Here is a 24,327-nt window from a genome sequence, read left to right as displayed (position 1 = left end):
CTTTAGCTCATCAGCTCAGTTATAAGCAAAATTTCTGGATTCCAGACTGGAATGACACCATTTGCTGTGCAATTTACCTTCAAAAATGAATGTTCGTACAGCTATGTGTCAAGCACTGGGATGACACCATTCTTTTTTCTGGATTCCAGACTGGAATGACACCCCCCTGATAGGCTCAAATCATAGTGTTTGTACAGTTGTGAGTTTAGGCTACCTATAAATTCTAAACTGTTGTTACGTATTAGGACCACCAAATACACCCCCAGGACCCAAAGTCAGTTTAGCTATATCAGAAAACAGGTTATGTGGAAATCTTAAAATACTTCTTGTTCGCCAAGCAAAATAAATACATTCCTACAAACAAGCAGATGCTCAATACTGACACATAAGAAAACTTAAAAATTAAATCTCTAATGTATATTGATAAGCATTTACCTGCAGAAAATTTGTATAGTAATCCAACACATACAACGGCACTATCAACCACTGATGCTATAATTAAAGTAATGAAATTTGCCATATGAAAATTCAACTTGGACTTCAATTTTTCAAAAATAATTATGCTTGAGAGAAGAGATACTAAAATTGCAGTATATGAAATCAATATCATCAAATTAAAACTTTGCCATTTAAAAACACAACATAGCGCTGTACACACTATTAAGTTGTACGTAGCTTTGCTTCTGCCATAAAATTCAACCATTGAATTTACAACTAAAGCAGCTCCCACAAATAAGGCAGCACATATCATCAATTTATTTGAAGTGTTGAGTAAAGAAAGACTGATAAACAGGAGTATCGATAAAATAGACATAATTACCTACCCAAAATTAATAACATACATTCATTCTAAATAAACATTACATATAGTAAAAGAGTTATTTAGCATAATAAGAAAAATATTTTATATTAGCATGCCACATCTTTCAGATCTACTTTTAAAACATCCTTTATGTTTAGCACCTTTTTCTCTGTTACTTTGCCAATACATGAATAAACTGCACCTTCAAACAATTCTTCAAACCTCTTCTGATTTTGTGGTGCAATAGTAACCAAAATTCTACTTTGCGATTCAGAAAACATTATTATCTTGTTTATTATGTCTGTATTTTGTATTTTTCCTATTGGCACTAGTGAAAGATCGATTTCAGCACCAAGGTCTCCTGCAATTAGCGATTTTGCCAGAGCAATAACTAATCCGCCTAAGTTTGGTGCAATTGCAGAGGCAATTATGCCATCTTTTATTGCCTGGTTGTAACGCTCATACAACTTCCTAGCGCTCTTTGCATCAACTTTTGGTACGTTGTTATTACCTATTCCACTATATAACTGATATTCAGATCTACCAAGTTCATCAAGTGTTTCTCCAAGTACATATATCAAGTCTCCCGGCATTTTCACATCAAGCGATACCGCATTTTCAATATTTTCTATAATTCCAATTGCTGAGATGAGTAATGAAGGTGGTGCGGAGATTATCACTTTCTCGCCATTTTCATCATATCCCTTGAAGTCATTGAACATACTGTCTTTTCCGGATATGAATGGTGTTTTAAATGCAGTTGCAAAGTCGTAACAAGCCTCTGCAGCTCTCTTTAGCTGCCATAGCCTTTCTGGATTATAAGCATCACACCAGCAAAAATTGTCGAGCAACGCTAGATGATTTATATTTCCTCCTGCGGCTACATAGTTGCGTATCGCGGTGTCAATTGCACATGCTGCCATGTGGTAGGTGTCAATTTCTCCATAACTTGAGCCAAATCCTTGCGATTTTACAACACCTTTATTTGAAGAAAGAACAGGCCTTGAGACAATAGCTTCGCTGCACATTCTTCCCTTGCCTTGCAGTGGTTTTAACACTGACGATCCTTGAACCTCATGATCATATTGCACCACTATGAACTCTTTGCTGCAAATGTTTGGTCTGCTCAGCATTTCTTTTAGTTCAGTTTCTTGGCTTGATGTCATGCAAGTAGCTGACACGCAAAGGGTGTCATGCAAGTAGCTGACACTGGAATCCATTTCACATTCAATTCCACCATTAGATGAGTTTTGGCGTAAAATGTTTGCAGGCTTTACCTGCTGGATCCCAGTGTCAAGCACTGGGATGACAGGAAAGGATACAGCAGACTCCTTAGACCACGGCTTTGTCTGTAAATGCACTCTAGGATTACCATCATGCAGAAATTCAGTTCCGATACCCATTATTACTTTCCCTTTAGGACATTTAACAACAGCTTTACCACTCTCATTGAACTCTCCAATCACACAAACCTCCACATCATGTTTTTTCATGATTTGCTTAAACATAGGGAGATTTTCTTCTGGCACTGCTAAGGTCATTCTCTCTTGTGATTCTGATATCCATATTTCCCACGGAGCCATACCATCGTTTTTAAGGAGAACCTTGCTCAAATCAACTTCAAATCCGTCTTTTCCCATTTCACCAATAGATGATGATAGACCGCCTGCTCCATTATCCGTTATTGCATTATAAAGATCAAGATCTCTTGCTTCCAAGGCGGCGTTGGATAATTTTTTTTGTGTTATAGGGTCACCAATTTGCACAATTGTTGAAGGGCTGTTTCCCGACAAAGCCTCTGAGGAAAACGTTGCACCGTGAATTCCGTCCCTTCCAACTCTTCCGCCAATAATTACGATTTTATCGCCGTTTTTAGGCCCTTTGATGTGTGAAGGTGCGTTATTTATGTTGCGTGGAATAATTCCGACACTGCCAACAAAGACTAACGGCTTTCCACAAAATCTATCGTCAAAATATACCGATCCAAGTTGTGTTGGAATACCAGAGCAATTACCAGCAACATTAACACCGTGAATCACTTCTTTCATTATATATTTTGGCGGTAAGATCTCATCAGTGCGCTCTTTATCCCTATAAAACTTGCCTTTTGCTTCTTTGGCAAAGCAAAAGTAATAGGTATTCATTATAGGCTCTGCGCCTTTACCGAAACCAACTATATCACGATTTACTCCAAGCACTCCAGTCATTGCTCCACCAAATGGATCAAGAGCTGAAGGGCTATTGTGAGTTTCAACTTTATCTACAATCAAGTAATCGTCATCAAAAATTATTCCTCCTGCGTTGTCAGAGAAAACTGACACACATATGTCAGAATTTATCTCACGCGTTGCACGCTTGATATAATGTGCGTATAGGCCATCTTTTATTTCATCAATGGGAGAGCAAAAGATATTGTGCTTACAATGTTCAGACCAAGTTTGTGCTAGGGACTCAAGTTCAATATCATATGGATTTCTATTAAGTTTTTTAAAGTAATCCTTTATAGCTTTCATTGCTGCCAGAGAGAGCCCTAAAGTGCCATTACCATCGATTCCATCTCTGCTGATCTTTTCAAGCTCTTGGTCACTTACATTGAGGTCAACGGACTTAGTACTATCCTCTGTCATCCCAACCCTACCTTCTGTCATTCCAGTGCTTGACACTGGAATCCAGTTTTCATTATACAATTGCTTGAAATTTTCTGGATCCCAGTGTCTGGGCACTGGGATGACACCTTTTAATTTACCGTAATGCCTCCAATAGCAATTGCCGTTTTCTTTATAAACAAGAATGCAATACTCAGTGATAGGATTAAATTCTTGTTTTATATCATCTTCAGTTGCTTGACTTAGAATCAATTTTGAACTTCTTGCTTTTATACAAACATTTTCATCAATGTAGTCCTTGTTTATTAAATATTCTCTAACAATTTGTTTCGCTGTGTTGCCTACATTGTCAGTCATGCCAGGTAAAAAGCTTATCTCCAAGCCCCACTTTGCTTGTGGTTCTATGAAGTTATATTGAACTTCTTCAAGGTTTTCATTGTAGGAATAATAACGGCAGTCTTGTATGACTTTATTATAAAATAGCCCACAAATTTCTTCATGTAATTTTGATGGTAATTCTTTGCTTATGTAAATCAAGTAAACATTAACTACCCTTCTGCGGCCAACTTGTTCACATTTATTTAAAACTTCTATTCTGATGTTTGCCATGTAATATTGTGAAAGACTTTAATATATCATAGCATAAGAAACTGCGAGCACATTTATATTTTAAATAATTTCTATACAATAAAAGTATTGTATTAATTGTTACTGTTAGTGGGAAGAGTTTTTACTGTTAATGTGGATGAATCCCTTTTTGATGTGCTGGTTCAGCACATATTTTCTGAATATGAAAGAGAAAAAATTCCCGAGATAAAGGTCATACTTCCTTGCAAGAGGGATGTGATAGCGCTGCTGAGTGCATTCAAGAATTATAACGCTGAAAAATGCATAATTTTGCCAGAGATAGTTTCGCTAGAGAACATTGATGAGGAAGATTTAATATTAAATCTTGATAGAGTTAAAGTTATAAGTCCAATAAAAAGGACGCTGCTACTCATTCAATTCATATTGGAATGGAATAGAAAAAATAATGATAATTTCCCAATTGATTTAGCTTATAGCCTGCCATCATTGCTTGATAAAATTCAATCTACCCAAACAACGGATTGTTATCAATTTGATGAACATTCAAAAAAAATAGAGAATTTCATAAGCTTACTCACTGAGACTTGGAGTAAAACTTTAAAAGATTTAGAAGTAGTAGATATATTAAAACATAAGAGTGATTACATAAACAATATGATAACCTCTTTACAAAAAGACCAACATATAATCTTTGTTGGAATTGGAAAGGATAAGTCGTTAATTAAGGCTATATATGATCTGCCATTTGGAAAAATAATTTTGCCTAACCTGAATTTGAAAATTAAAGAGAAAGACTGGAAATTGCTTGATAAAAAACACTATCAATATTGCCTGAAAGATCTACTCGATTATTTAAAAGTGGATAGAAGGGATGTTAGTTTTCTGCCAGAAGCGTGTTCTGGTGTCATCCCAGTGCCCAGACACTGGGATCCAGAAAACTTAACTTTAAATGAGCGCACCAGGTGGCTGTATAATGAAAACTGGATCCCAGTGTCAAGCACTGGGATGACAGAAGAAAGGGCTGGGATAACAGGAAGTCCTGAGGAATATCTAGATTACGTCTTTGATACAACTGCCGATCTAAGCAAAGTTAGTAGTGGACATGTTGGCAATATTGAAGTCATCACTTGTGATTCCAGAGAGGAAGAAGCACAAGTGACATCATTAATTATAGAAAATGAAGGTTATGAAAACATTTCTTTGGTCGTCTTTGATAAATTACTTGCAGCTCGTATAGCATGTTTATCAAGGCAACACAGTGCCATACCGAAAAATTACCCTTATATAACGCTTCTGCTTTATAGTATCGAAGTTTTGACCTCAAATTGGAGCAGTGTGTCATTACTTTCGCTCCTTAAACATAGGCTAGTGACTTTTGGTTACACTCAAGAAGAGTACACTCGGATTTTATCTGAATTTGAAATAGAGATATTACGCAACTTTAGTACAAATGGCCTGAGCGATATTATAAATGCTATCAATGCCCATAAAAAGCTAAAATACAAAGAAGATATATTACTTATTATCAGTAAGTTAGAGGTTATATTTAATCCTTTACTTCGTTCTATAAATTGCTCTATTTTTGATGTGGTAGCAACTCATTTGCAGTGTATTAATATATTATCTGGTATAAATTTTTCAGAGCTAAATAGTGAAATAGGCAATTTTACCTGTAATTTCTCAAATGCATGTGAGGGTGTAGGAATTAAATGCTCCTTAGAGTTATATAGCCAAATTCTGACCTTATTTTTAGAGAAAGAGTTTTTCTCTGTAGCAAGTGACTTGAATAAATTCAGCTTATATCACAACAAAGTTGTAATACTTGCTGGATTTAATGAAGCGCCAAGCTTTCAAAATCCGCTTTTGAATGCATTTACGAGAGAAAAATTTAATCTTCCTTCCGTGCAAGAAGAGCAGGGGTATTTTTTTTATACTTTACACAATTTGTTTTGTGCAAGTAAGGTTTATATTACAAGATCGCTAAGCCATAGAAAACCAATTCTATTGCAGCGTTTGGAAATTCTACTCAAGGAGGGGAAGCAGCCGTATCGTGATTGGCTAAGGATATTAAATACGCCTGAATGTACTGTTCCATGTACTCAGCCTATGCCAAAACCTCAAACCGAAGTTAGAAAAGAAAAAATGCAGGTGATGTCTTGCAGTGCAATAGAAAAGCTAATTCGTAATCCTTATTCATTTTACGTTGAATATATACTGGGCCTTAAACAATTAAGAGACTTGAATTTTAAGCCATCGATATTGGAATTTGGCACTATGGTACACAACATTCTTGCAAGATATTTACGCAACAAAAAATCTCCAATGAGCATTGCACGAGAAGCATTCTCGACTAGTCAGTTTAATTTTTCAAATATGTGGTGGGTAAGACTACAAAAGATAATTCAATCTTTTGTCGAATTTGATGAAACTCGAAGCAATTATGTTGAGTTGGAAAAGAACTTTTCCTGTCCGATATTTCATATTCCAGCGCGTGACACTGGTTCTTGTGATCAGTATGAAACTGCTTGGATGACAAATAAGCCACAAGAAATTTCACTGACAGCAAGATGTGATAGAGTTGAGTATCTATCAAGTGGGCAAGTAGCAATTATAGACTATAAACTTGGTTCACCACCTTCCAATGAAGAAGTGATGTCGGGGTTTTTTCCGCAATTAATTTTACAAGCCTTAGCGGTAGAACATATAACAAAAAGAGAAGTCTCAGAACTTGCTTATTGGAAACTTGATTATGATAAAATAAAAGTTATTTCTATACAAAATTATAGATACAAAATGCAAGAATTAAAAAATGATCTGCCTGGTTTTTTATCTAACTATTTAAGTAATTCCACACCCTTTATTGCCTCTCCATATTTTGATAAATTCCTGAGATTTAACAGCTATAAACAGCTAGAAAGGGTAGGAGAGTGGTTGTAAATGGTGTCATCCGAGTACCTGATACTGGTTTCTATCCAAAAGGGTGTCATGCCAGTGCGTGACACTGGGATGGCTTTGTTGCATCACACTTTATGAGATGGTGATTTATGGTAAATTCATGTAACTATCTCAAATTTAGCCATACCAATATCAGTGAATTTATTAAGCAAATAGCATTTGATTAGCAGTTCTTTTTCTCGATTTATCTCAGATTTATTCCTAAAACTAAATCCGAATATTTGCTTTAATCTTGAGAAAAACCCTTCAATATAAGATCTTTTCCCATAATTTACTTCTTTTTTCCATTCTTTCATGCCATCTTCACCGTATAATTTTATTAACCTAATAGCAGCATTCCTGTCAGACATATAATCTATTTCTGGATGTTCTGCCGCATTGTTTATTGGTGGAATTTTTGTCTTTATATCATATTTGTTACACAACTTATAAAACTTGTGCCTATCACATGCTCTATCTGCATATAGTGCTTTTATGGCATGCTGAAAATCAACTTCTTTTAGCAAATCACAAGCTCCATAGTGATCAGAGTAGACACCGTTACTGTATTTTACAGCTATGGCTTTTTTGTTGTTTATATTCAACATTACGTGCAATTTTCTCGTTTGCTCATAGCCACGATATTTTCTGTCAGTGCTATTTTCCTTGCTGTGACCAGGAGTGTTGTTGTATATACTAATTCCTGTACTGTCTATAGCAATTTCGATATCTTCCATATTAGAGGTTGTCCACAAACCAAGGAATACGTAGTATATAAAGAAAGAATATTGAGGTAAGAGATGAGGAAAAAATATCCAACAGATTTAAGTAAAAGGGAATGGGCAAGAATAGAAAAACACTTCAGAGTATCGTACAAGAAAGGAGGAAGGCCACCAAAATACAGTAAGTGTGAGATAGTAAATGCAATTCTTTATATACTGCGCACAGGATGTCAATGGCGCTATTTACCACACGATTTTCCGCCGTGGAAGGCTGTGCATGAACAGTTTAGAAGATGGAAAAAGCAGGGAATTTTTGAGAAAATGAACTATGATATCACTAAATATAGTAGGTCAAAAATGGGAAGCCGAGCGCATGCATAGTGGACAGTCAATCGGTAAAAACCACGGAAAAAGGGGGGTCAAAGGTTATGATGGTGCGAAAAAGGTAAAGGGGAGAAAAAGACATATAATCACAGATACTCAAGGATTTGTGCTTGGTTGCTATGTAGGAGCTGCAAGCGAAAATGACAGAGATGGGGTGAAGATGGCATTGGACAATATGAAGGAAAAATACAGCAATATTAAGAAAATGTGGGCTGATATGGGATACCAAGGAAAAGATTTAAAGGATTACGTAAAGAGAGAATATGGGATAGATATTGAAATTGTCAAAAGGCCTCCATGTAGGTTTTGGGTACATAAAGATACACCACTAGAACTATTGCCACAACGGGATGGCTTTGTTGCATCGCTAGCTATGATGGATTAAAGATAAAAAAGATAGGGAATATCAGTAGCTTATTATTCTGGTATTTATAACAAGAACGGTCAATGAATACCTAAATTTGAGTAAAAGAAATTTCACTACCATTTACCAATCCGGCTAAAATTCAAGAATTTCAATGCTTTAGCTATTTTCAATAGAATTAAATTTATTAATATAAATAACAAATTACTATTCTTAAATTTGATCAGATTGATTGCAAAAAAACAAGATTTTCAATAGGTTGCTTATAATCCTAACTATAGTTAGCCTTTCATAAGTAGCGATGCAACAAAGCCCAACGGGATCCTGGATTTTCAGTACAGCCGAGAAGGTGGGTGGTAGAGAGGACTTTTGCTTGGATCAATAGAAATAGAAGGCTATCAAAGGAGTACGATTTACTTACAACATCTACTGAAAGTTTCACATATCTGGCTATGAGTAAAGTTATGTTAAGTAGGGAATATGCTTGATTTACTGGTTTGTGGACAACCTCTTATAGCTCTTTCGATAAAAGTCCGGATGTGATAGGATAAGGATAGATGATGATAAGGAGGTTGAATGCCAGCAGCATATAGTTATGATTTAAGAAAAAAAGCAATGGAAGCGCTAGACGAAGGAGAAAGCAGAGAAACAGTGGCAGCAAGATTTAAGATTGGACGAACTACTTTATGGGAGTGGCAGCAAAGAAGAAAAGAAACAGGAGACTTTCAATCAAAAAAACTTGGAAATGGGGGTTACAATCACAAAATTACCGACTGGGATACCTTTGCCAAATTTGCCAGAGAACACGGAGGAAAGACTCTATCGGAAATGGCTAAACTTTGGAACAACGTTAGTATCCAAACGATCTATCGAGCCCTTAAAAAAATTGGATTTACGCGCAAAAAAAGACATATGGATACAAGGAAAGAAACGAAGAAAAACGTGCTGAATTTTTGAAAATTATAGCGACAAAAGAACCTAAAAACTTAGTGTATATAGATGAGTCTGGCATTGATAACACCGAAGACTACCCCTACGGATATTGCCAGAAAGGACGGCGGTTTTATGCCTTAAAATCTGGAAAGAAAACTCAACGAATCAGTATGGTTGCAGCCTTAAGTGGAAGAAAGATAGTTGTTCCGTTAACCTTTGAAGGCCACTGTAATATGGATGTTTTTAATGGATGGTTTGAGCAATTTTTGACACCGATCTTGGAACCTGGACAGACTGTCATTCTTGACAATGCTACTTTTCATAAGTCTGATAAGATTATCGAGCTTGCTAAAGGGGTTGGTGCAGAAATTTTGTATCTGCCGCCTTATTCTCCAGATTTCAACAAAATTGAGCATCATTGGTTTGCTATAAAAAACAGAGCCAGGAAAAACATTCCTCTATTCGAATCCTTTCTTCGTGCTGTTGATTCTGCCTTCCTATGACCTGTTTGGACTATTATGAGAAATGCTATAACTGTATGATCTCAGCTTTGCTATCTCTGCGTAGACCAGTTCTCCTTATTAACATCTCAAATATTTTTGTATTCATATATATCCTATATTAATTAAAGTAAATATTAATAATGTTTACTTTTTAAATAAAAATAAATGAAAATTTTAATAAAAATTAAATTTTTTTTAATAGAATAAAAATCTTTTATATTTGCTTGAGTACCAAAAGGGCTTTATTGGTGTAATGCGTTTTCTATTGCGCCTGGCTGCAGTGCCCAGCGTCAAGATCTGATGAACAATGTTCGCTTGCCAGCTTTCGCTTCAATATTTGCACAATTGTGCTAGATCCCCTGCATAACCTGCTTTAAAATCTCTTCCTGCTGCTGAGTGTGAACACTAACATAACCACATGCAGGAGATGCAGCAGCAGGTCTTGCGATACACTTAGGTCTTTTTGCTTGAATATTGAGATTGGACAACACTTCTTCTATCAATGGGTTGACAAAAAACCACCCTCCCATATTTTTTGGTTCTTCTTGACACCATATAATTTCAGCGCTTTTGTATTTTTCAAGTTCAATACTTATTTTATCGGCAGGAAATGGATAGAATTGCTCCAAACGTATTACTGCTATATCGTTTATTTTTTGTGCTTCACATACTTCAATTATGTCGTAATAAACTTTACCGCTGCATATTACAACTTTACGTATTTTATCATTCGAAACTAAACCTGTTCTACATTCTGGGATTACCGTGAGGAATTTTCCTTCAAAGTCAGATAGGTTAGAAACTGCTCTTTTGTGACGCAGTAGCGATTTTGGTGTAAACACTACCAGAGGCTTACGAAAGTCTCTATGGATTTGTCTGCGTAAGACATGGAAGTAATTTGCCGGAGTGGAACAATTAACTACCTGCATATTATCTTCTGCGCAGAGTTGCAAAAATCTCTCTATACGCGCGGAGCTATGCTCAGGTCCCTGTCCTTCATAACCATGAGGCAGCAACAAAACTAGACCGCTTGATCGCAACCACTTTGTTTCTGCAGATGCGATAAACTGGTCGATCATAATTTGTGCACCATTTGCAAAATCACCAAATTGTCCTTCCCAGAGCACCAGTGAATATGGGGAATCAAGGCTATATCCATATTCAAAGCCCATTACAGCATACTCTGATAAAGCGCTATCTATGACCTCAAAGTGAGCTTGCTTTTCATTTATATTGTTTAGCGGAATAAACGCTTCTTCTGTTACCTGATCAACAAGCCTTGAATGACGGTGCGAGAAAGTTCCACGACCAGAGTCTTGTCCTGATAAACGCACTCCTATTCCTTCTGTGAGCAGTGATGCAAACGCAAGACTTTCGGCAGTTGCCCAGTCTATATTACTACCGGAATTTATGCTGTCTATTCTGCCATCAAGTATTTTTCTAACCTTATTGTTAATGTTAAAGCTACTTGGGATGTTGCTATTTATATGTACACCTAATTTTTTCAACTCATCTGGCGGAACACCAGAATCTGTATAGTATTCGCTCAAATCGTTCAACCTTGCCTTTCTTAATTTTGACCATACTCCACAAAACCAGTCAGCTTTTTTTGGAGTATAAGCCGCTTTTTTTGGAGTATAAGCCGCTGATTCAGCAAGACTTTTATCCAATCTTGCCCTGAACTCACTGCGCAATTTATTTACCTCATCACCACTTAATACTTTCTCTGCGATCAACTTCTCTTCATACAGTGTTCCTGGAGTTTTATGCTTTGATATTACCTTATACATGAGTGGCTGAGTGAAATTCGGTTCATCACCTTCATTATGGCCATATTTGCGGTAACATATTATGTCAATCACTACGTCCTTTTTAAATTTCTGCCTATATTCCATCGCCAGACTTGTAGCAAAACTCACAGCTTCTGGGTTATCTCCATTAACGTGAAACACTGGAGCTTCTATTGATTTTGCTACATCAGTACAGTAAAAAGAGGATCGCGCACAACACGGATTAGCAGTAAAACCAACTTGGTTATTAATAACAATGTGCACAATGCCATCTACCTTATAACCTTCAATATTGCTTAAGGTTAGAGTTTCAGCAACCACTCCTTGGCCGATGAAAGCCGCATCACCATGAATTGATATGCCAAGCACAGATCTTATATTCTGTTTTGCTCTTATTCTTCCAGCCAAAACCGGATTTACCGCTTCAAGGTGAGATGGATTAGGGCATAAACTTAAATGTATTTTCTTACCACCGGCAAGTGTTTGATCAGAAGAGTAACCAAGGTGATATTTAACATCACCGGACACCTCAAGACCACCTGGATATGCAAGATTGCCTTGAAATTCAGATAGCATTGCCGCATATTCTTTCCCCATAACTTTGGTTAGAATATTGAGTCGTCCGCGGTGAGCCATGCCAAGAACTATTTCTTCAATACTAAAAGCTGCAGAATCACTAATGATTCTCTCAATTGCAACGATAGCTGATTCCCCACCTTCGATAGAAAAACGTTTATATCCAGGAAATTTCATATGGAGAAATTGCTCGAACATCTCAGATTCAATTAAGTGCCTCAGTATTTCCTTTTTATCTTGTGAACTCAGCGTATAGGTTTGATTTTCGATCTTTTCCTGCAGCCACATCCTCTCCTCATAAGAGGAGATATGCATAAATTCAAAACCGATGTTCTTGCAGTAAATATCTCTATAGATTCCAGCGTCACTTGCCGGATATAGATTCGAATATTTCTGATAATCTACTTCCTTATTCACATTGGGTGATAACGGATTAAGATCCGCAAAAAAATGACCGTAAGATCTGAAAAAATTTGCTAAACCAGAAACTGAATCATCCACCTTAGTTACATGTTGTGCACCGCAGGTCTCCGCTTTATTAACTTCTAAATTGCTTGAAAAAATTCTATACCAATCCTCCCCGATTGATTTATCACCCTGCAAATAACGGCTATACATTTCTTCCACAAATTCTGCATTATCACCATAAAGGCAGCTTAAACTCGACATAATCACTATAAAAAGTATCAAATACTTATAAGTATAACTTAAGTTTTTTAAAAAAGAACTTTTTTAGTTTCTATACGTCATACCGCCGCGGTATCTCTTAACATAGATCCCGCTAACACGTAGCGGGATGACGATTGTCAGGGTGTCATTCCAGCGCGTGACGCTGGAATCCAGTTTTTATTTGCAGCCTACTTGACTCGAAGCTAAGTTTTCTGGATCCAAATAGTCAAGGTACTGGGATGACAAAAAAAGGAGCACTGGAATGACAAAGCTATAGGTTGCAAGCGAGACGTCATACCGCCGCGGCGCTAACAAGAGATCCCGCTAACACGTAGCGGGATGACGGTTGTCGTTTAGCTATAAACATTAAGAAATTTACTAAGCGAAAAAAAAGGCAAAAGAAGCCCCGTGGTGGTTGGCTATTTACCATGTACTAAAATATCGGCGTTTTTTTTATTCTAAAACGCTTGATTAAGAGCGATTTAGCTGCTTTTAACTTGCAACTAACCTACACCGCAAGTGTTTAAGAAATTTACCAAGCAGGAAAAAAGGCAAAGAAACCCCATAGTAGCTAGCATTCAAATTCTCCCTTGTCAATTTGACGTTTTTTGCTGTCTTAAACGCTTTGTAAGCGCGTTTCGGCTTATATAGGTAAAAACCCAGAAATTTTTAAAGACATGCGATGCACGTAGTGCGAAAAATTAAACATGAGACGCCAAATACCCTAAGTTTTTTGTCATTAACCTGCACAGATTGCGAAGATAAATAAATAGCTTTACTTCCATGATAAGGGGGCTGGCGGAGGATGTCAAGGAAGTTTTTTCGTTTAATCCGTTTCTATGAGCTACTTGGATGACGAGGAAAGAGCACTTACATATTTATGGCAACCTCATTACCTACGCTCAAAAAGTTTTTCAATATCACTGAGTTTCATTTCTATATAAGTTGGTCTTCCGTGGTTGCATTGCCCGGAATATGGGGTTTTTTCCATTTGTCTCAGCAGCTCATTCATTTCATCTAACCTCATTTTTCTACCCGCTCTAATTGATCCATGACAAGCGATAGTGGCCAATATTTTGTTCACTTTATCTTCTACTGGCAATGTATCTTCTATTTCCGTTAATCTATCAATTATGTTAATTAGCATCTCTTTCACATCTATTGTGCCCAAGATTGCAGGGATTTCTTTTACTATCACTTTATTCTCTGATTTGATTTCAATATCAAAACCCATTTCAAATAACTTATCTTTATAGATTTCAATCATCTCCATTCCAGCCTGATCTTTAATTTCAACCGTTTCAGGAAGAAGCAGTTTTTGTCTTTTTATACTTGATTTTTGTTTTAAGCATTCATATACTAGTCTTTCATGGGCTGCATGCTGATCGACTATAATCAATTTGTCCCTTACCTCTGCAATAATATAAGTATTATAGACCTGACAGCGTGCAAACCCGAGCGGGTGGCTCTCTATCAAATCAACTTGCTCTAACACCTTTTTTTCCAGAACCATAGTCTCCGCTTGTGATGGAAATTTCTGTATGCCGGTATAATCAAACGATTTTGACTGTTCTGATAAGCCTTTTGCTTTTTCATTTGGAGAAGCAAATTCTTTTATTAGTTGATTTTTAAAAGGACTTGGTCTTTTTTCATAAAATTCTTTTTGAACATTAGGTTTATCAAAAGGATCCGGCAATGTTGAATCCATTTTCTGGTCATGCGCTGGAAAAGTGCCTATCCTTCTTGACAATGCTTTAATTAATCCTCTTGTCATTATCTCATATATGAGCTTCTTATTCTGAAACCTTACTTCTGACTTATTTGGATGCACATTTACATCTACTTGATCATAAGGTATCTCTAAATGTAACGCTGCAAAAGGATACCTATCGCTTGGAATAAAATCATGATATGCATACCTAACTGCGCCAATAAGTAAATTATCTTTAATTGGCCTTCCATTAACAAACGTATAGATCTGAGTGGACTTACCACGATTGACGGTCGGCTTACAGATGTGTCCCGTAAGTTTAATGTCGTCTTCTTCTTCATTGATCTCCAAAGAATTGCCCTGAAATTCTTCTTCTACTTCACACAATCTATGAAATAACGAAGTCTGCTTAGCGTATTTTAAGAGCTTTTTATTACCTGAAGTGAGAGTAAACCCTATATGATAGTTAATCATTGCTAGGTTGTTTACAATATCAACAATGCTTTGAGTTTCTGCTCTTTCGGTTTTTAGAAATTTTAGTCTATTTGGGGTAGCGAAAAACAAATCTCGTACTTCAATATGTGTACCTTGTGATAAAGAGTAAGGAGTTTGCTCCCCTATTTTCTCTCCACCCTCATAACTTATAGACCATGCTTCATTTGCTTCTCTTGCCTTAGACGATAATTTTATCCTACTTACTGCTGCTATTGAAGGCAGAGCTTCTCCTCTAAAGCCAAGATGCTTGATTTCTATCAACTCATTGTCGCTCAATTTTGAAGTAGCATGGCGCATAAACGCAAGTTCTAAATCGTTTTTTTCTACTCCGTTACCATCATCTGTTACAATAATAAGGTTACGCCCACCACTTTCTATTTTAATCTCTATTTCTAAACTTCCAGCATCTATTGCATTTTCCACTAATTCCTTTACTACACTTGCTGGCCTTTCTATCACCTCCCCCGCTGCTATACGGTTTATGGTTTTTGTGTCTAAAAGAATTATTGCCATAGATTTATTATGAAACTGGTTTTTCTTTTACTTCTTTGGTCTGTTTCTCTCTCCACTTTTTTAACCTACCTGCAATTTCACTGTTGGAAATTGACAATATAGATACGGCAGTAATGGCAGCATTATATGCTCCATTTTCTCCTATAGACATGGTTGCAACTGGAACACCCTTTGGCATTTGAACTATAGAGAGTAGACTGTCCAGCCCATTTAATTGTTTACTATGCACAGGAACGCCGATAACTGGTAAACAAGTTAGTGACGCAACCATACCAGGTAAATGAGCTGCACCTCCTGCACCAGCTATAATAACCTTAAAACCTTCTTCTTGTGCAGATTTAGCAAAATTGAAGAGCCTTTCTGGTGTTCTATGTGCAGATATTATGAATATATCATGTGAAACTTCTAATGCTTTTAACATATCAACAGTATGGACCATAGTGGTGTAATCTGACTCACTTCCCATAATAACAGCAACATCTTTTTTTATTTTTGTCATATTCAACACAATTTTACTTACTAACTAAATAATGTTCCAGCTAAAAAGCAACAAATATTTAAATTATATTATAAATATAATATATAGAATTCTCGTTAAAATAGAAATTTTAAAAATTTAAATAAATATTTATATTAAGATATAGAGATATAAACTTCTTATGTAAGATAAATTTATAAAATAATTATTTTTGTATTTCAAGCTTTGTAATCTTAGCTTGTTCTTTCTATAAATGGTTTTTTCAGATAGACTGATGGTAAAATGGTAATTTAAAATTACTAGAAATTTGATAAAAATATTAATATATAATCAACTTAAAGTTTTAAATATTGATATCATATAATTATTGACAAGTTACATGATATTAATATCTTGGTATATTAAATATTATGTTATAATGTTTAATAAAGTTAATTGATATGTGAGTGTAAGAATTATGGAAATAATATCGTTAAATAACTTAGACAGTGCAGGAATAAAAACAAAGTTGCTTTATATAATAAATAAAATTATAGAAAAAAATGCTTGGACTCAGGCTTTTGCAGCTGAGAAACTTGGTATTGATCAGCCAAAGGTATCGCAAATTAAAAATGGTAAAATAGATGGTTTTTCTTTAGAGCGATTGTTAGGATTTCTAAAAAAACTTGATCATGAGATAACAATCACGATGACAGAAAGCCAAGAAATAAAATCTGAGGCAGAAAAAGTAAAACATGAAGTTGAATCGCAATAGATACAAAGTTGACAACTTGTTTTTTGTGATATAGTATAAAACTTATTAAGGTAGTATCTTATGGCTGAGTCTATTGTAGAAAAGTGTATAGAACGGGTAAGTAACCGTTTCAAATTGGTTCTGTTGGCAAGTCAAAGAACACATGATTTAAATACAGGGGCAAGTAATCCAATTCAAGCAGCTAAGTTTAAAGGTCATAAAAATACCATAGTTTCCTTACATGAAATAGCAGGAAAACAGGTGGATACTCATGAGCTGTTTAGCCTTTTGGTAGGTAGATGCAAGGAATACATGAAAGGAAATATGAATAATGTTTACAGCAGTAATACAAGTAAGCTAGCGAATTTATTAAATTTTTCTGATAACACAGATCTTGATGCAAGTCAAGAAAGCCAAGATTATGAAGTGGATGGTGAAATAGATGATGAAATAAATGATCAAGATGGCGATGAAGAAGTATCCGTTTAGAAATCTACTGAAGTTACATAGTCTTTAAATGATTTGCATTGCTATCTATACACTGTTGTTCTGTATGAGTGTAATGTTGTGTTGCATAGTGTCTAAGTCAAATGATGTGTACAATAAGGTTTTAGCGTTCAATAATTTCTCAACGCAAGTAGTTGTACTTATAACAGCAATATCAATCATTCTGAATAATTTTTTTTTAATTGATATAGCATTGTTGTATGCTAGTGTTAGCTTTATATCAACTATAGCACTAATGAGATTAATGTTGTTTTGATAATTTATGATAGGATCCATTTTCATATTTTTAGGTATTTGTTTGATAATTATTTCAAATATAGGGGTGATCAGATTTCCTGATTTCTATACTAGGTTACATGCAGCAGGTATTACAGATTCTAGCGGTGCAACGTTATTGTTAATTGGTTTTGCTTTGCAGAATGGATTTTCAATCAATACTGTTAAAATAGTATTATTAATTTTTATAATATGGGTAGCTAACTCAACTAATAGCTATATTTTAGCGCGCACTCATTATAAAGTTAAGAAAAAAACTGTTAAAGAAGGCTAAGGTGTTAGAAATATTAAATGTAGTGTTACTTTTGTTGTTACTAACAGTTACGGTTTTTATAGTTTTCTCGCGACATTTAGTCGTAAGTGCTGTTCTAATGTGTGTATTTAGTTCACTGATTGCGCTTATATACTTAATTATGAATGCACCTGATGTTGCAATTACTGAAGCTTCTGTTGGTGCGGGGCTCAGTACAGTTTTTACGTTTGCAGCACTCTCCTTGATAAAGAATCATAAAGTAAATCTATCTCATAACCCTATAACGCTTTTTTTTATGTTATTTCTGGCTGTATGTTTGTCATATTTTATGATTCAATTGCCAGATTTTGGCAGCCACAATGCTCCGATCCACTTGCATGTTGCTCCTTATTATGTGGAAAATACCGAAAAAGCTACCGGTATTCCTAATATAGTGACAGCTATTTTGGCAAGCTTTCGTGGTTATGACACGTTTGGAGAAACTATAGTAGTTTTTACTGCTGCGCTTTGTATAACGTTGATATTAAAAGAAGAAAAAGAAAATGATTAAAGATCCGATATTAAATGCAGTAACATTTTTGATGATACCTTTTATCATTTTATTTGGTTTATACATACAATTTCACGGTGATTACACTCCGGGTGGAGGTTTTCAAGCAGGAATAATTATTGCCTCCGGGATAATATTATATTCAATGCTATTTGGTGTATCTACAACTCTAAAAGCAATACCTTATTCTGTGATTAGATTGACTAACGTGTTAGGTATTTTAATTTATGGAGGAACGGGCGTTGCAACAACTTTACTTGGCCAAAATTTTTTATCTTATGATATCTTGTTAACCAATAATAGAACCGGTCAAAAATTAGGTATTTTTTTGGTGGAATTAGGTGTAGCATTTACTGTCTGCTCCTCTATGTTAATTATATATATAAATTTTGCTCGTAGGAAAAAACAATGACTTTATATAATTATACGATTATTATTGTATTAATGGTGCTAGGTTTATATATTATTATAAACGATAAAAATTTAATCAAGAAAATGATAGGGGTAAGCGTCTTCCAAGCATCTGTTTTGTTATTTTACACATCTCTAGGATATATAAAAAGTTCCTTGCCTCCTATATTGGTTTCAAATTTTTATTCATATAGCAATCCTATACCCCATGTTTTAATGCTTACTGCTATAGTGGTTGGAATTGCAACATTTTCAGTTGGATTATCCATAGCAGTAAAAATGGAAGAAAAGTATGGAACAATTGATTAAGACAAGTGTACATAAATTAACAGTATCTTAAACTATATGAAGTAACAAATAGCCACAAGTTAAAAGTAAAATTATAGACTTGCTCGTTGTAAGTTTGTTTGTTAATAAGAAATAAAATTATAAACTATAAAGGTAATGATGTCAACTATTAATGATGCAGAAGATAAGAAAAAAATTATCAAAGATCTGGTAACTAAGAGTATAAAAAAGGGTGGTTTTATCACCTTTGATGATATAAATGATAAATTATCAGATGAAAATTTTTCGTCTGACTTTATAGATGATGCTATATCTTTATTGCAGGATTCCGGAATTAATGTGCTTGAAAGTAGCGAAGATGAAGAAGATATTCCTTCCAACAGTGATGATAGTAAACTTGATGATGATGACACATCGCCAAATGTTACTGCAACTTTAGTACAAAATGATGATCCAGTGAGGATTTATTTACAAGACATGAGCTCCGTAAAGCTTTTATCAAGGGCAGATGAAATCGAGATAGCAAAAAAAATTGAATCTGAAAAGCATAACATGTTACGCGCAATAATTGAAACATCAGTAACATCAAAGGTGATAAAAGTATGGCGTGATGATTTTAGTAATGGAGCTCTCTTACTGAGAGAAATTATAGATCTGGATGCAATTTATAACTCTGATTTTAATGTGGTACCCAAAGAAGAAAGTGAAGAGAGTGAAGAAAGTGCTGAAGATGTTGAGGATTCTGAGGATGTTTCTGAAGATGCTGAGTACTGTAGTGATGATGAGAAAGATAGTAAAAAAAGTGATGATGAGAAAGACGGTAATAATGAAGATATAAGTTCAGTCAATTTAAATGTTTCTATTCTTGAAATGGAAAGTGACTTATTGCCAAAGGTCATAGTTGCATTGGATGAGATAATTACTTTAACAAATGAAGCGTTGATATTAAGAAAAAATTCTAAAAATTTCTCTAATGAGCTAGAAAATTTGTATAATCAAATATGGTCTATAGCATTACAAATTAAGTTAAGTGATGCTGCTGTTGCCAGAATTACACAAGAACTTTATAAGATAAATAGATCCATTACGCTTGAAGAGGCTAATCTTATTGCTGAGGCTAGAAAATACGATATCGATAGAGAAAGTTTCTATAAAGTTTATGATGACGTGCTTTTAAAGCACGAATTGAAAAAGATAAGTCTTTTAAAGATCAATGAAAATCAGTCCTCTTTTACAGGTGAATTAAAAAACAAATTTTTAAGGTTTATAGACGATAACTCTGAACATATAGCTAGTACCTTGAACGGTATTAAGCAGCATATACAGGAAGATAACGTACAAGAATTTAAGGAGCTAATCAAGAGAATACAAAAACACGAACGAGAAGTCTCTGAAGCAAAGCAAGAAATGATTAAGGCTAACTTAAGGCTAGTAGTTTCCATTGCTAAGAAGTATTCAAAAAGAGGCCTTGATCTGCTTGATTTGATACAAGAAGGCAATATTGGTCTTATGAAGGCCGTGGATAAGTTTGATTACAAACGTGGATATAAATTTTCAACTTATGGCACTTGGTGGGTAAGACAATCAATCACTAGAGCAATACCTGAGCAGTCTAAAGTAGTTAGAATACCAGTTCATATGGTGGAAATTATCAGTAAAATCAACAGAGCATTAAGAAAGATGACTCATGAGATGGGAAGAGAGCCGACGTTAGAGGAATTGAGTGTAGAACTGACAATGCCACTGGAAAGAATACGCAAAGTTATGAAAATAGCAAGGGATCCAGTAAGTCTTGAAGCTCCAACAGGAAAAGATGATAGTAGTACCTTTGGTGATTGTATAGAAGACAAGCGAGTCTCCAGGCCAGAGGATGCTGCAATACTTGCTGACTTGCGTGGCATTACAACCAATGTCCTTGCAACTTTAACACCAAAGGAAGAAAGAATTTTAAGAATGCGTTTTGGCCTTGGTAAAGATGGGAAGGAACATACCTTAGAAGAAGTAGGAAAAATTTTTAATGTAACACGTGAGAGAATTAGGCAAATAGAGGCAAAAGCACTGCGCAAGTTGAAACATCCAAGCCGTGCTAGAAAACTTAGAGGGTTCTTTTAAGTATACGTGTCAAGTTAAGAAGAAGCTGATTTTGCCCGGAAAAAGTGGAGAGCAAGTTAGGCCAAAGTTGTATAATTTCACCGCTATTTTTCTTTTTCTATGAATCTAATGAAACAACATGCTAATCTACGGTAAATATTATGACAAACAAAAATGACAATTCTAATTCAAAGTATAGAAATTTTTATGTTCTGGGTGATAGCTTATCCGATAATGGCGCAATCATTGGAATTTTAAATAATTTATCCTTTGCAAAAAGCGTAAAATTTGATGATCCTTTTTATCAAGGAAGATCTTTTAGCAATGGCCCTACTGCTGTTGAATATATAGCAAAATATTTAGATTTAGATGAATTTAAACCTGGGTGGAGTTATTCATTTTTTGGGAGATGCCACGAACAGCAAGGTCAGAATTACGCAGTTTCATATGCAACAGCATCTGAAATTTTTGACCCTATTTTTTCTTATTTCTTCAATAAATTTCGTTTAGCTAACCAGCTAGATGCGGTAATTAAACATCATCCAGATATAGGTAAAGAAGATTTATTTTGCATCATAATCGGCGGAAATGATGTTATGGTTGCCACTGCTTATGACGATACTAAAGCGGAAGAAGTGTTGGAACAAGCAGTGAGTGAAATATGTAATGCACTTAAGGTTCTAAATGAACATGGTGTTAAGCATGTAGTTGTTGCAAATGCACCTGAAGTTGGCTCAATACCAGCTTTTAATAGAGATGAAGAAGCAAGGGAACTAGCTACAAAGCTCACGGAGAGTTTCAATGCAAAACTGGCTAAAGGCTTAGATTATATGAAGAAAAGTACAAATCTTGAAATAAAAGCATTTGATCTTAACTCTAAAATGAGAAGTATGTTTAGCGAATACAAGAGCAAAGGTTTAAATTGTCAAGATGCATGCACATCGAACATTGCAGACCAAGTTGGGAGATTTAAAGAAAATATAAAAATACTCTTAAAGTTGATATTTAAAGGGGAACTTGACGTTCACTATAACCCTGGGTGTAGCAAAGAAACACTAAAGGATTATTTCCATCCAACTGCGGAACTTCATCATGAAGTTGGTAATGAAGTGTATGAGTTGATTTGACACAGTTTTTTTGAACATATCCTTTTAAATAGTAACCAGACTGCATTCTGTGATTTTTAGCAAAACACGATCTTTCATTTGAGCTTTCTTCAATTTAAAATAAATACAGAAAATTGCTGCCTATAGCTAAACTGACTTAGATTTACCGACAATTTGAAAAACCGTCATCCCGCTACTATATAGTTATTGATATATATTTTCTTTTAAGCTCTTGGTTTTGATCGATAAATGTAATCATTTCATCTTCTAAAGTTTTAATTTGATTACGTAAAATTGCAAGCAGTTCCTCTATTTGTTTGATTATAAATGTATCAGTTATAGCATTTCTCATAATAGTCCAAACAGGTCATAGGAAGGCAGAATCAACAGCACGAAGAAAGGATTCGAATAGAGGAATGTTTTTCCTGGCTCTGTTTTTTATAGCAAACCAATGATGCTCAATTTTGTTGAAATCTGGAGAATAAGGCGGCAGATACAAAATTTCTGCACCAACCCCTTTAGCAAGCTCGATAATCTTATCAGACTTATGAAAAGTAGCATTGTCAAGAATGACAGTCTGTCCAGGTTCCAAGATCGGTGTCAAAAATTGCTCAAACCATCCATTAAAAACATCCATATTACAGTGGCCTTCAAAGGTTAACGGAACAACTATCTTTCTTCCACTTAAGGCTGCAACCATACTGATTCGTTGAGTTTTCTTTCCAGATTTTAAGGCATAAAACCGCCGTCCTTTCTGGCAATATCCGTAGGGGTAGTCTTCGGTGTTATCAATGCCAGACTCATCTATATACACTAAGTTTTTAGGTTCTTTTGTCGCTATAATTTTCAAAAATTCAGCACGTTTTTCTTCGTTTCTTTCCTTGTATCCATATGTCTTTTTTTGCGCGTAAATCCAATTTTTTTAAGGGCTCGATAGATCGTTTGGATACTAACGTTGTTCCAAAGTTTAGCCATTTCCGATAGAGTCTTTCCTCCGTGTTCTCTGGCAAATTTGGCAAAGGTATCCCAGTCGGTAATTTTGTGATTGTAACCCCCATTTCCAAGTTTTTTTGATTGAAAGTCTCCTGTTTCTTTTCTTCTTTGCTGCCACTCCCATAAAGTAGTTCGTCCAATCTTAAATCTTGCTGCCACTGTTTCTCTGCTTTCTCCTTCGTCTAGCGCTTCCATTGCTTTTTTTCTTAAATCATAACTATATGCTGCTGGCATTCAACCTCCTTATCATCATCTATCCTTATCCTATCACATCCGGACTTTTATCGAAAGAGCTATAAATAGAAATGAAAAAGCTTTTGTAGATGAGGATAAAGAATCTATCGAATTAGCTGAGGCCATTTTTGAAGAGAATAATATGTTTCATTTCCGCAAACCAGGTCCTGCTATGGATTACATTTTGCACAAATTAATAAATGATAGGAAGCTTTTCGAGGAAATGAAAGATAGAGGTACAAGTATAATACGTCTTTTTTCTTTGTTATCAATGTATCATAGTCTTCCCAAGTGCTGTGTTGTGAGAAGAAGAGGGCGTATTACTGAGTGTGGAATATTTGCTTATGCTGACAACTGTTTAGAACTAGTACCTTTAGAGGACTTTATACTTATTGAGCCTTCCTCGTACCTCGAGTACATTGTGTTTGACAATGAGAATATCAGAAATAGGTTAGCTGAAGACTTAACTGAAGATAAAACAAAATTAGATATCTTTTTGAATGGAATTTTAGCAACAAAGAATTCGGATTTAGTATTATCTTGTATTAACAAGATAGAGGTTCTTAATGAGGAAGATAGATATTTTGTTAATCGCTTACAGAAAAACAACATGCTAGACTACATCTTAAACAAAGATGATACAACACTTGCAAAATCAACTCTAAAGGAGTTGTTGAAGCTTTCTATTTTGCAGGAAGAAAAAAGCACTGAGTTAGAATCTCCCCAAGCTTCAAGTGTAAATGTTAGCAAAGCTCAGCAACATTGTAGTATATAGCTGGTGATAAAGTTTAAAATAATTGCATATACTAAGGCTCAT

Annotated in this window: 18 protein-coding genes and 3 pseudogenes; 14 read left to right on the top strand and 7 right to left on the bottom strand. The window is 35.2% G+C overall.

Annotated elements, in window-relative coordinates; translation table 11 throughout:
• Positions 1–909: 909 nt before the first annotated feature.
• Complete coding sequence (locus tag OOL03_RS07080; RefSeq protein ID WP_264707456.1) at positions 910–4,017, bottom strand: AIR synthase-related protein; 3,108 nt, start codon at positions 4,015–4,017, stop codon at positions 910–912.
• A 108-nt stretch (positions 4,018–4,125) separates the two neighbouring features.
• On the opposite strand from OOL03_RS07080, the gene OOL03_RS01290 reads away from it, so the two are divergent.
• Positions 4,126–6,933: a WPE palindromic element domain-containing protein gene (locus tag OOL03_RS01290; RefSeq protein WP_264707657.1), complete on the top strand. Its 2,808-nt coding sequence runs from the start codon at positions 4,126–4,128 to the stop codon at positions 6,931–6,933.
• A gap of 116 nt (positions 6,934–7,049) precedes the next feature.
• Here OOL03_RS01290 and OOL03_RS01285 read toward each other — a convergent pair.
• Positions 7,050–7,673 (bottom strand): annotated as a pseudogene (locus OOL03_RS01285) (transposase); the annotation flags it as partial.
• Between the two features lie 57 nt (positions 7,674–7,730).
• Between OOL03_RS01285 and OOL03_RS01280 the strand changes: the two are divergent.
• The 3 genes and pseudogenes from OOL03_RS01280 to OOL03_RS01270 all read left to right on the top strand — a co-directional run.
• Positions 7,731–8,388, top strand: a pseudogene (locus tag OOL03_RS01280) (IS5 family transposase); the annotation flags it as partial.
• A 338-nt stretch (positions 8,389–8,726) separates the two neighbouring features.
• Positions 8,727–8,888 (top strand): annotated as a pseudogene (locus OOL03_RS01275) (transposase); the annotation flags it as partial.
• 88 nt (positions 8,889–8,976) lie between these two features.
• A protein-coding gene (locus OOL03_RS01270) for an IS630 family transposase (RefSeq protein WP_264707019.1) occupies positions 8,977–9,836 on the top strand; the annotation gives its coding sequence in 2 pieces (ribosomal slippage) (positions 8,977–9,301 and positions 9,301–9,836; 861 coding nt in all).
• A 350-nt stretch (positions 9,837–10,186) separates the two neighbouring features.
• Here the strand turns inward: OOL03_RS01270 and OOL03_RS01265 are convergent.
• The 3 genes from OOL03_RS01265 to purE form a co-directional block, all read right to left on the bottom strand.
• Positions 10,187–12,871 (bottom strand): 2-oxoglutarate dehydrogenase E1 component, encoded by a 2,685-nt coding sequence (locus OOL03_RS01265; RefSeq protein ID WP_264707455.1) that lies wholly within the window; start codon positions 12,869–12,871, stop codon positions 10,187–10,189.
• Between the two features lie 892 nt (positions 12,872–13,763).
• On the bottom strand, positions 13,764–15,590 hold the full coding sequence (gene mutL / locus OOL03_RS01260) for a DNA mismatch repair endonuclease MutL (RefSeq protein WP_264707454.1): 1,827 nt from the start codon (positions 15,588–15,590) through the stop codon (positions 13,764–13,766).
• Between the two features lie 7 nt (positions 15,591–15,597).
• Entirely contained in the window at positions 15,598–16,089 is a 492-nt protein-coding gene (purE, locus tag OOL03_RS01255; protein WP_006280351.1) for a 5-(carboxyamino)imidazole ribonucleotide mutase, read from the bottom strand.
• Positions 16,090–16,525: 436 nt separating this feature from the next.
• Between purE and OOL03_RS01250 the strand changes: the two genes are divergently transcribed.
• From OOL03_RS01250 to OOL03_RS01210, 9 genes are all read left to right on the top strand, one after another.
• On the top strand, positions 16,526–16,822 hold the full coding sequence (locus OOL03_RS01250) for a helix-turn-helix domain-containing protein (RefSeq protein WP_010081926.1): 297 nt from the start codon (positions 16,526–16,528) through the stop codon (positions 16,820–16,822).
• Between the two features lie 60 nt (positions 16,823–16,882).
• The gene (rpoZ, locus tag OOL03_RS01245) at positions 16,883–17,290 is read left to right on the top strand and encodes a DNA-directed RNA polymerase subunit omega (protein WP_007548528.1); all 408 of its coding nucleotides are present in this window, start codon (positions 16,883–16,885) and stop codon (positions 17,288–17,290) included.
• Positions 17,291–17,318: 28 nt separating this feature from the next.
• On the top strand, positions 17,319–17,564 hold the full coding sequence (locus OOL03_RS01240) for a monovalent cation/H+ antiporter complex subunit F (protein WP_007548527.1): 246 nt from the start codon (positions 17,319–17,321) through the stop codon (positions 17,562–17,564).
• A 6-nt stretch (positions 17,565–17,570) separates the two neighbouring features.
• Positions 17,571–17,858, top strand: a complete 288-nt coding sequence (gene mnhG / locus OOL03_RS01235; protein ID WP_006279703.1) for a monovalent cation/H(+) antiporter subunit G — start codon at positions 17,571–17,573, stop codon at positions 17,856–17,858.
• Position 17,859: 1 nt separating this feature from the next.
• Positions 17,860–18,387 carry a DUF4040 domain-containing protein gene (locus tag OOL03_RS01230; RefSeq protein WP_015589497.1) on the top strand — a complete coding sequence of 176 codons (528 nt, stop codon included), beginning with the start codon at positions 17,860–17,862 and terminating at the stop codon, positions 18,385–18,387.
• Positions 18,380–18,799, top strand: a complete 420-nt coding sequence (locus OOL03_RS01225; protein ID WP_006279705.1) for a Na(+)/H(+) antiporter subunit B — start codon at positions 18,380–18,382, stop codon at positions 18,797–18,799. Before OOL03_RS01230 ends, OOL03_RS01225 begins: the two co-directional genes overlap by 8 nt.
• The gene (locus tag OOL03_RS01220; RefSeq protein WP_264707453.1) at positions 18,796–19,107 is read left to right on the top strand and encodes a cation:proton antiporter subunit C; all 312 of its coding nucleotides are present in this window, start codon (positions 18,796–18,798) and stop codon (positions 19,105–19,107) included. The genes OOL03_RS01225 and OOL03_RS01220 overlap by 4 nt, the downstream gene beginning before the upstream one ends.
• A 138-nt stretch (positions 19,108–19,245) precedes the next feature.
• On the top strand, positions 19,246–21,198 hold the full coding sequence (gene rpoD, locus OOL03_RS01215; RefSeq protein ID WP_264707452.1) for an RNA polymerase sigma factor RpoD: 1,953 nt from the start codon (positions 19,246–19,248) through the stop codon (positions 21,196–21,198).
• A 140-nt stretch (positions 21,199–21,338) separates the two neighbouring features.
• The gene (locus OOL03_RS01210; RefSeq protein ID WP_264339219.1) at positions 21,339–22,304 is read left to right on the top strand and encodes an SGNH/GDSL hydrolase family protein; all 966 of its coding nucleotides are present in this window, start codon (positions 21,339–21,341) and stop codon (positions 22,302–22,304) included.
• A gap of 175 nt (positions 22,305–22,479) precedes the next feature.
• Here the strand turns inward: OOL03_RS01210 and OOL03_RS01205 are convergent, their stop codons facing one another.
• Positions 22,480–22,635 carry a hypothetical protein gene (locus OOL03_RS01205; RefSeq protein ID WP_264707451.1) on the bottom strand — a complete coding sequence of 52 codons (156 nt, stop codon included), beginning with the start codon at positions 22,633–22,635 and terminating at the stop codon, positions 22,480–22,482.
• Between the two features lie 15 nt (positions 22,636–22,650).
• A protein-coding gene (locus tag OOL03_RS01200) for an IS630 family transposase (RefSeq protein ID WP_264707019.1) occupies positions 22,651–23,510 on the bottom strand; the annotation gives its coding sequence in 2 pieces (ribosomal slippage) (positions 22,651–23,186 and positions 23,186–23,510; 861 coding nt in all).
• Positions 23,511–23,682: 172 nt separating this feature from the next.
• Between OOL03_RS01200 and OOL03_RS01195 the strand changes: the two genes are divergently transcribed.
• Complete coding sequence (locus OOL03_RS01195) at positions 23,683–24,285, top strand: GTPase Era family protein (RefSeq protein WP_264707450.1); 603 nt, start codon at positions 23,683–23,685, stop codon at positions 24,283–24,285.
• The last annotated feature ends 42 nt before the right edge of the window (positions 24,286–24,327 follow it).

This window comes from Wolbachia endosymbiont (group A) of Acrocera orbiculus, from assembly GCF_947250015.1.
In the GTDB taxonomy this organism is placed as follows: domain Bacteria; phylum Pseudomonadota; class Alphaproteobacteria; order Rickettsiales; family Anaplasmataceae; genus Wolbachia; species Wolbachia pipientis.
Note: the sequence above shows the minus strand (reverse complement) of the source record. Positions and strands in the feature narration are given on the sequence as shown.

Coding starts and splice junctions, on each gene's coding strand:
- OOL03_RS07080 (WP_264707456.1), bottom strand. CDS start 4,017: ATGGCAAACATCAGAATAGAAGTTTTAAATAAATGTGAACAAGTTGGC.
- OOL03_RS01265 (WP_264707455.1), bottom strand. CDS start 12,871: ATGTCGAGTTTAAGCTGCCTTTATGGTGATAATGCAGAATTTGTGGAA.
- mutL (WP_264707454.1), bottom strand. CDS start 15,590: ATGGCAATAATTCTTTTAGACACAAAAACCATAAACCGTATAGCAGCG.
- purE (WP_006280351.1), bottom strand. CDS start 16,089: ATGACAAAAATAAAAAAAGATGTTGCTGTTATTATGGGAAGTGAGTCA.
- OOL03_RS01250 (WP_010081926.1), top strand. CDS start 16,526: ATGGAAATAATATCGTTAAATAACTTAGACAGTGCAGGAATAAAAACA.
- rpoZ (WP_007548528.1), top strand. CDS start 16,883: ATGGCTGAGTCTATTGTAGAAAAGTGTATAGAACGGGTAAGTAACCGT.
- OOL03_RS01240 (WP_007548527.1), top strand. CDS start 17,319: ATGATTTGCATTGCTATCTATACACTGTTGTTCTGTATGAGTGTAATG.
- mnhG (WP_006279703.1), top strand. CDS start 17,571: ATGATAGGATCCATTTTCATATTTTTAGGTATTTGTTTGATAATTATT.
- OOL03_RS01225 (WP_006279705.1), top strand. CDS start 18,380: ATGATTAAAGATCCGATATTAAATGCAGTAACATTTTTGATGATACCT.
- OOL03_RS01220 (WP_264707453.1), top strand. CDS start 18,796: ATGACTTTATATAATTATACGATTATTATTGTATTAATGGTGCTAGGT.
- rpoD (WP_264707452.1), top strand. CDS start 19,246: ATGTCAACTATTAATGATGCAGAAGATAAGAAAAAAATTATCAAAGAT.
- OOL03_RS01210 (WP_264339219.1), top strand. CDS start 21,339: ATGACAAACAAAAATGACAATTCTAATTCAAAGTATAGAAATTTTTAT.
- OOL03_RS01205 (WP_264707451.1), bottom strand. CDS start 22,635: ATGAGAAATGCTATAACTGATACATTTATAATCAAACAAATAGAGGAA.
- OOL03_RS01195 (WP_264707450.1), top strand. CDS start 23,683: ATGGATTACATTTTGCACAAATTAATAAATGATAGGAAGCTTTTCGAG.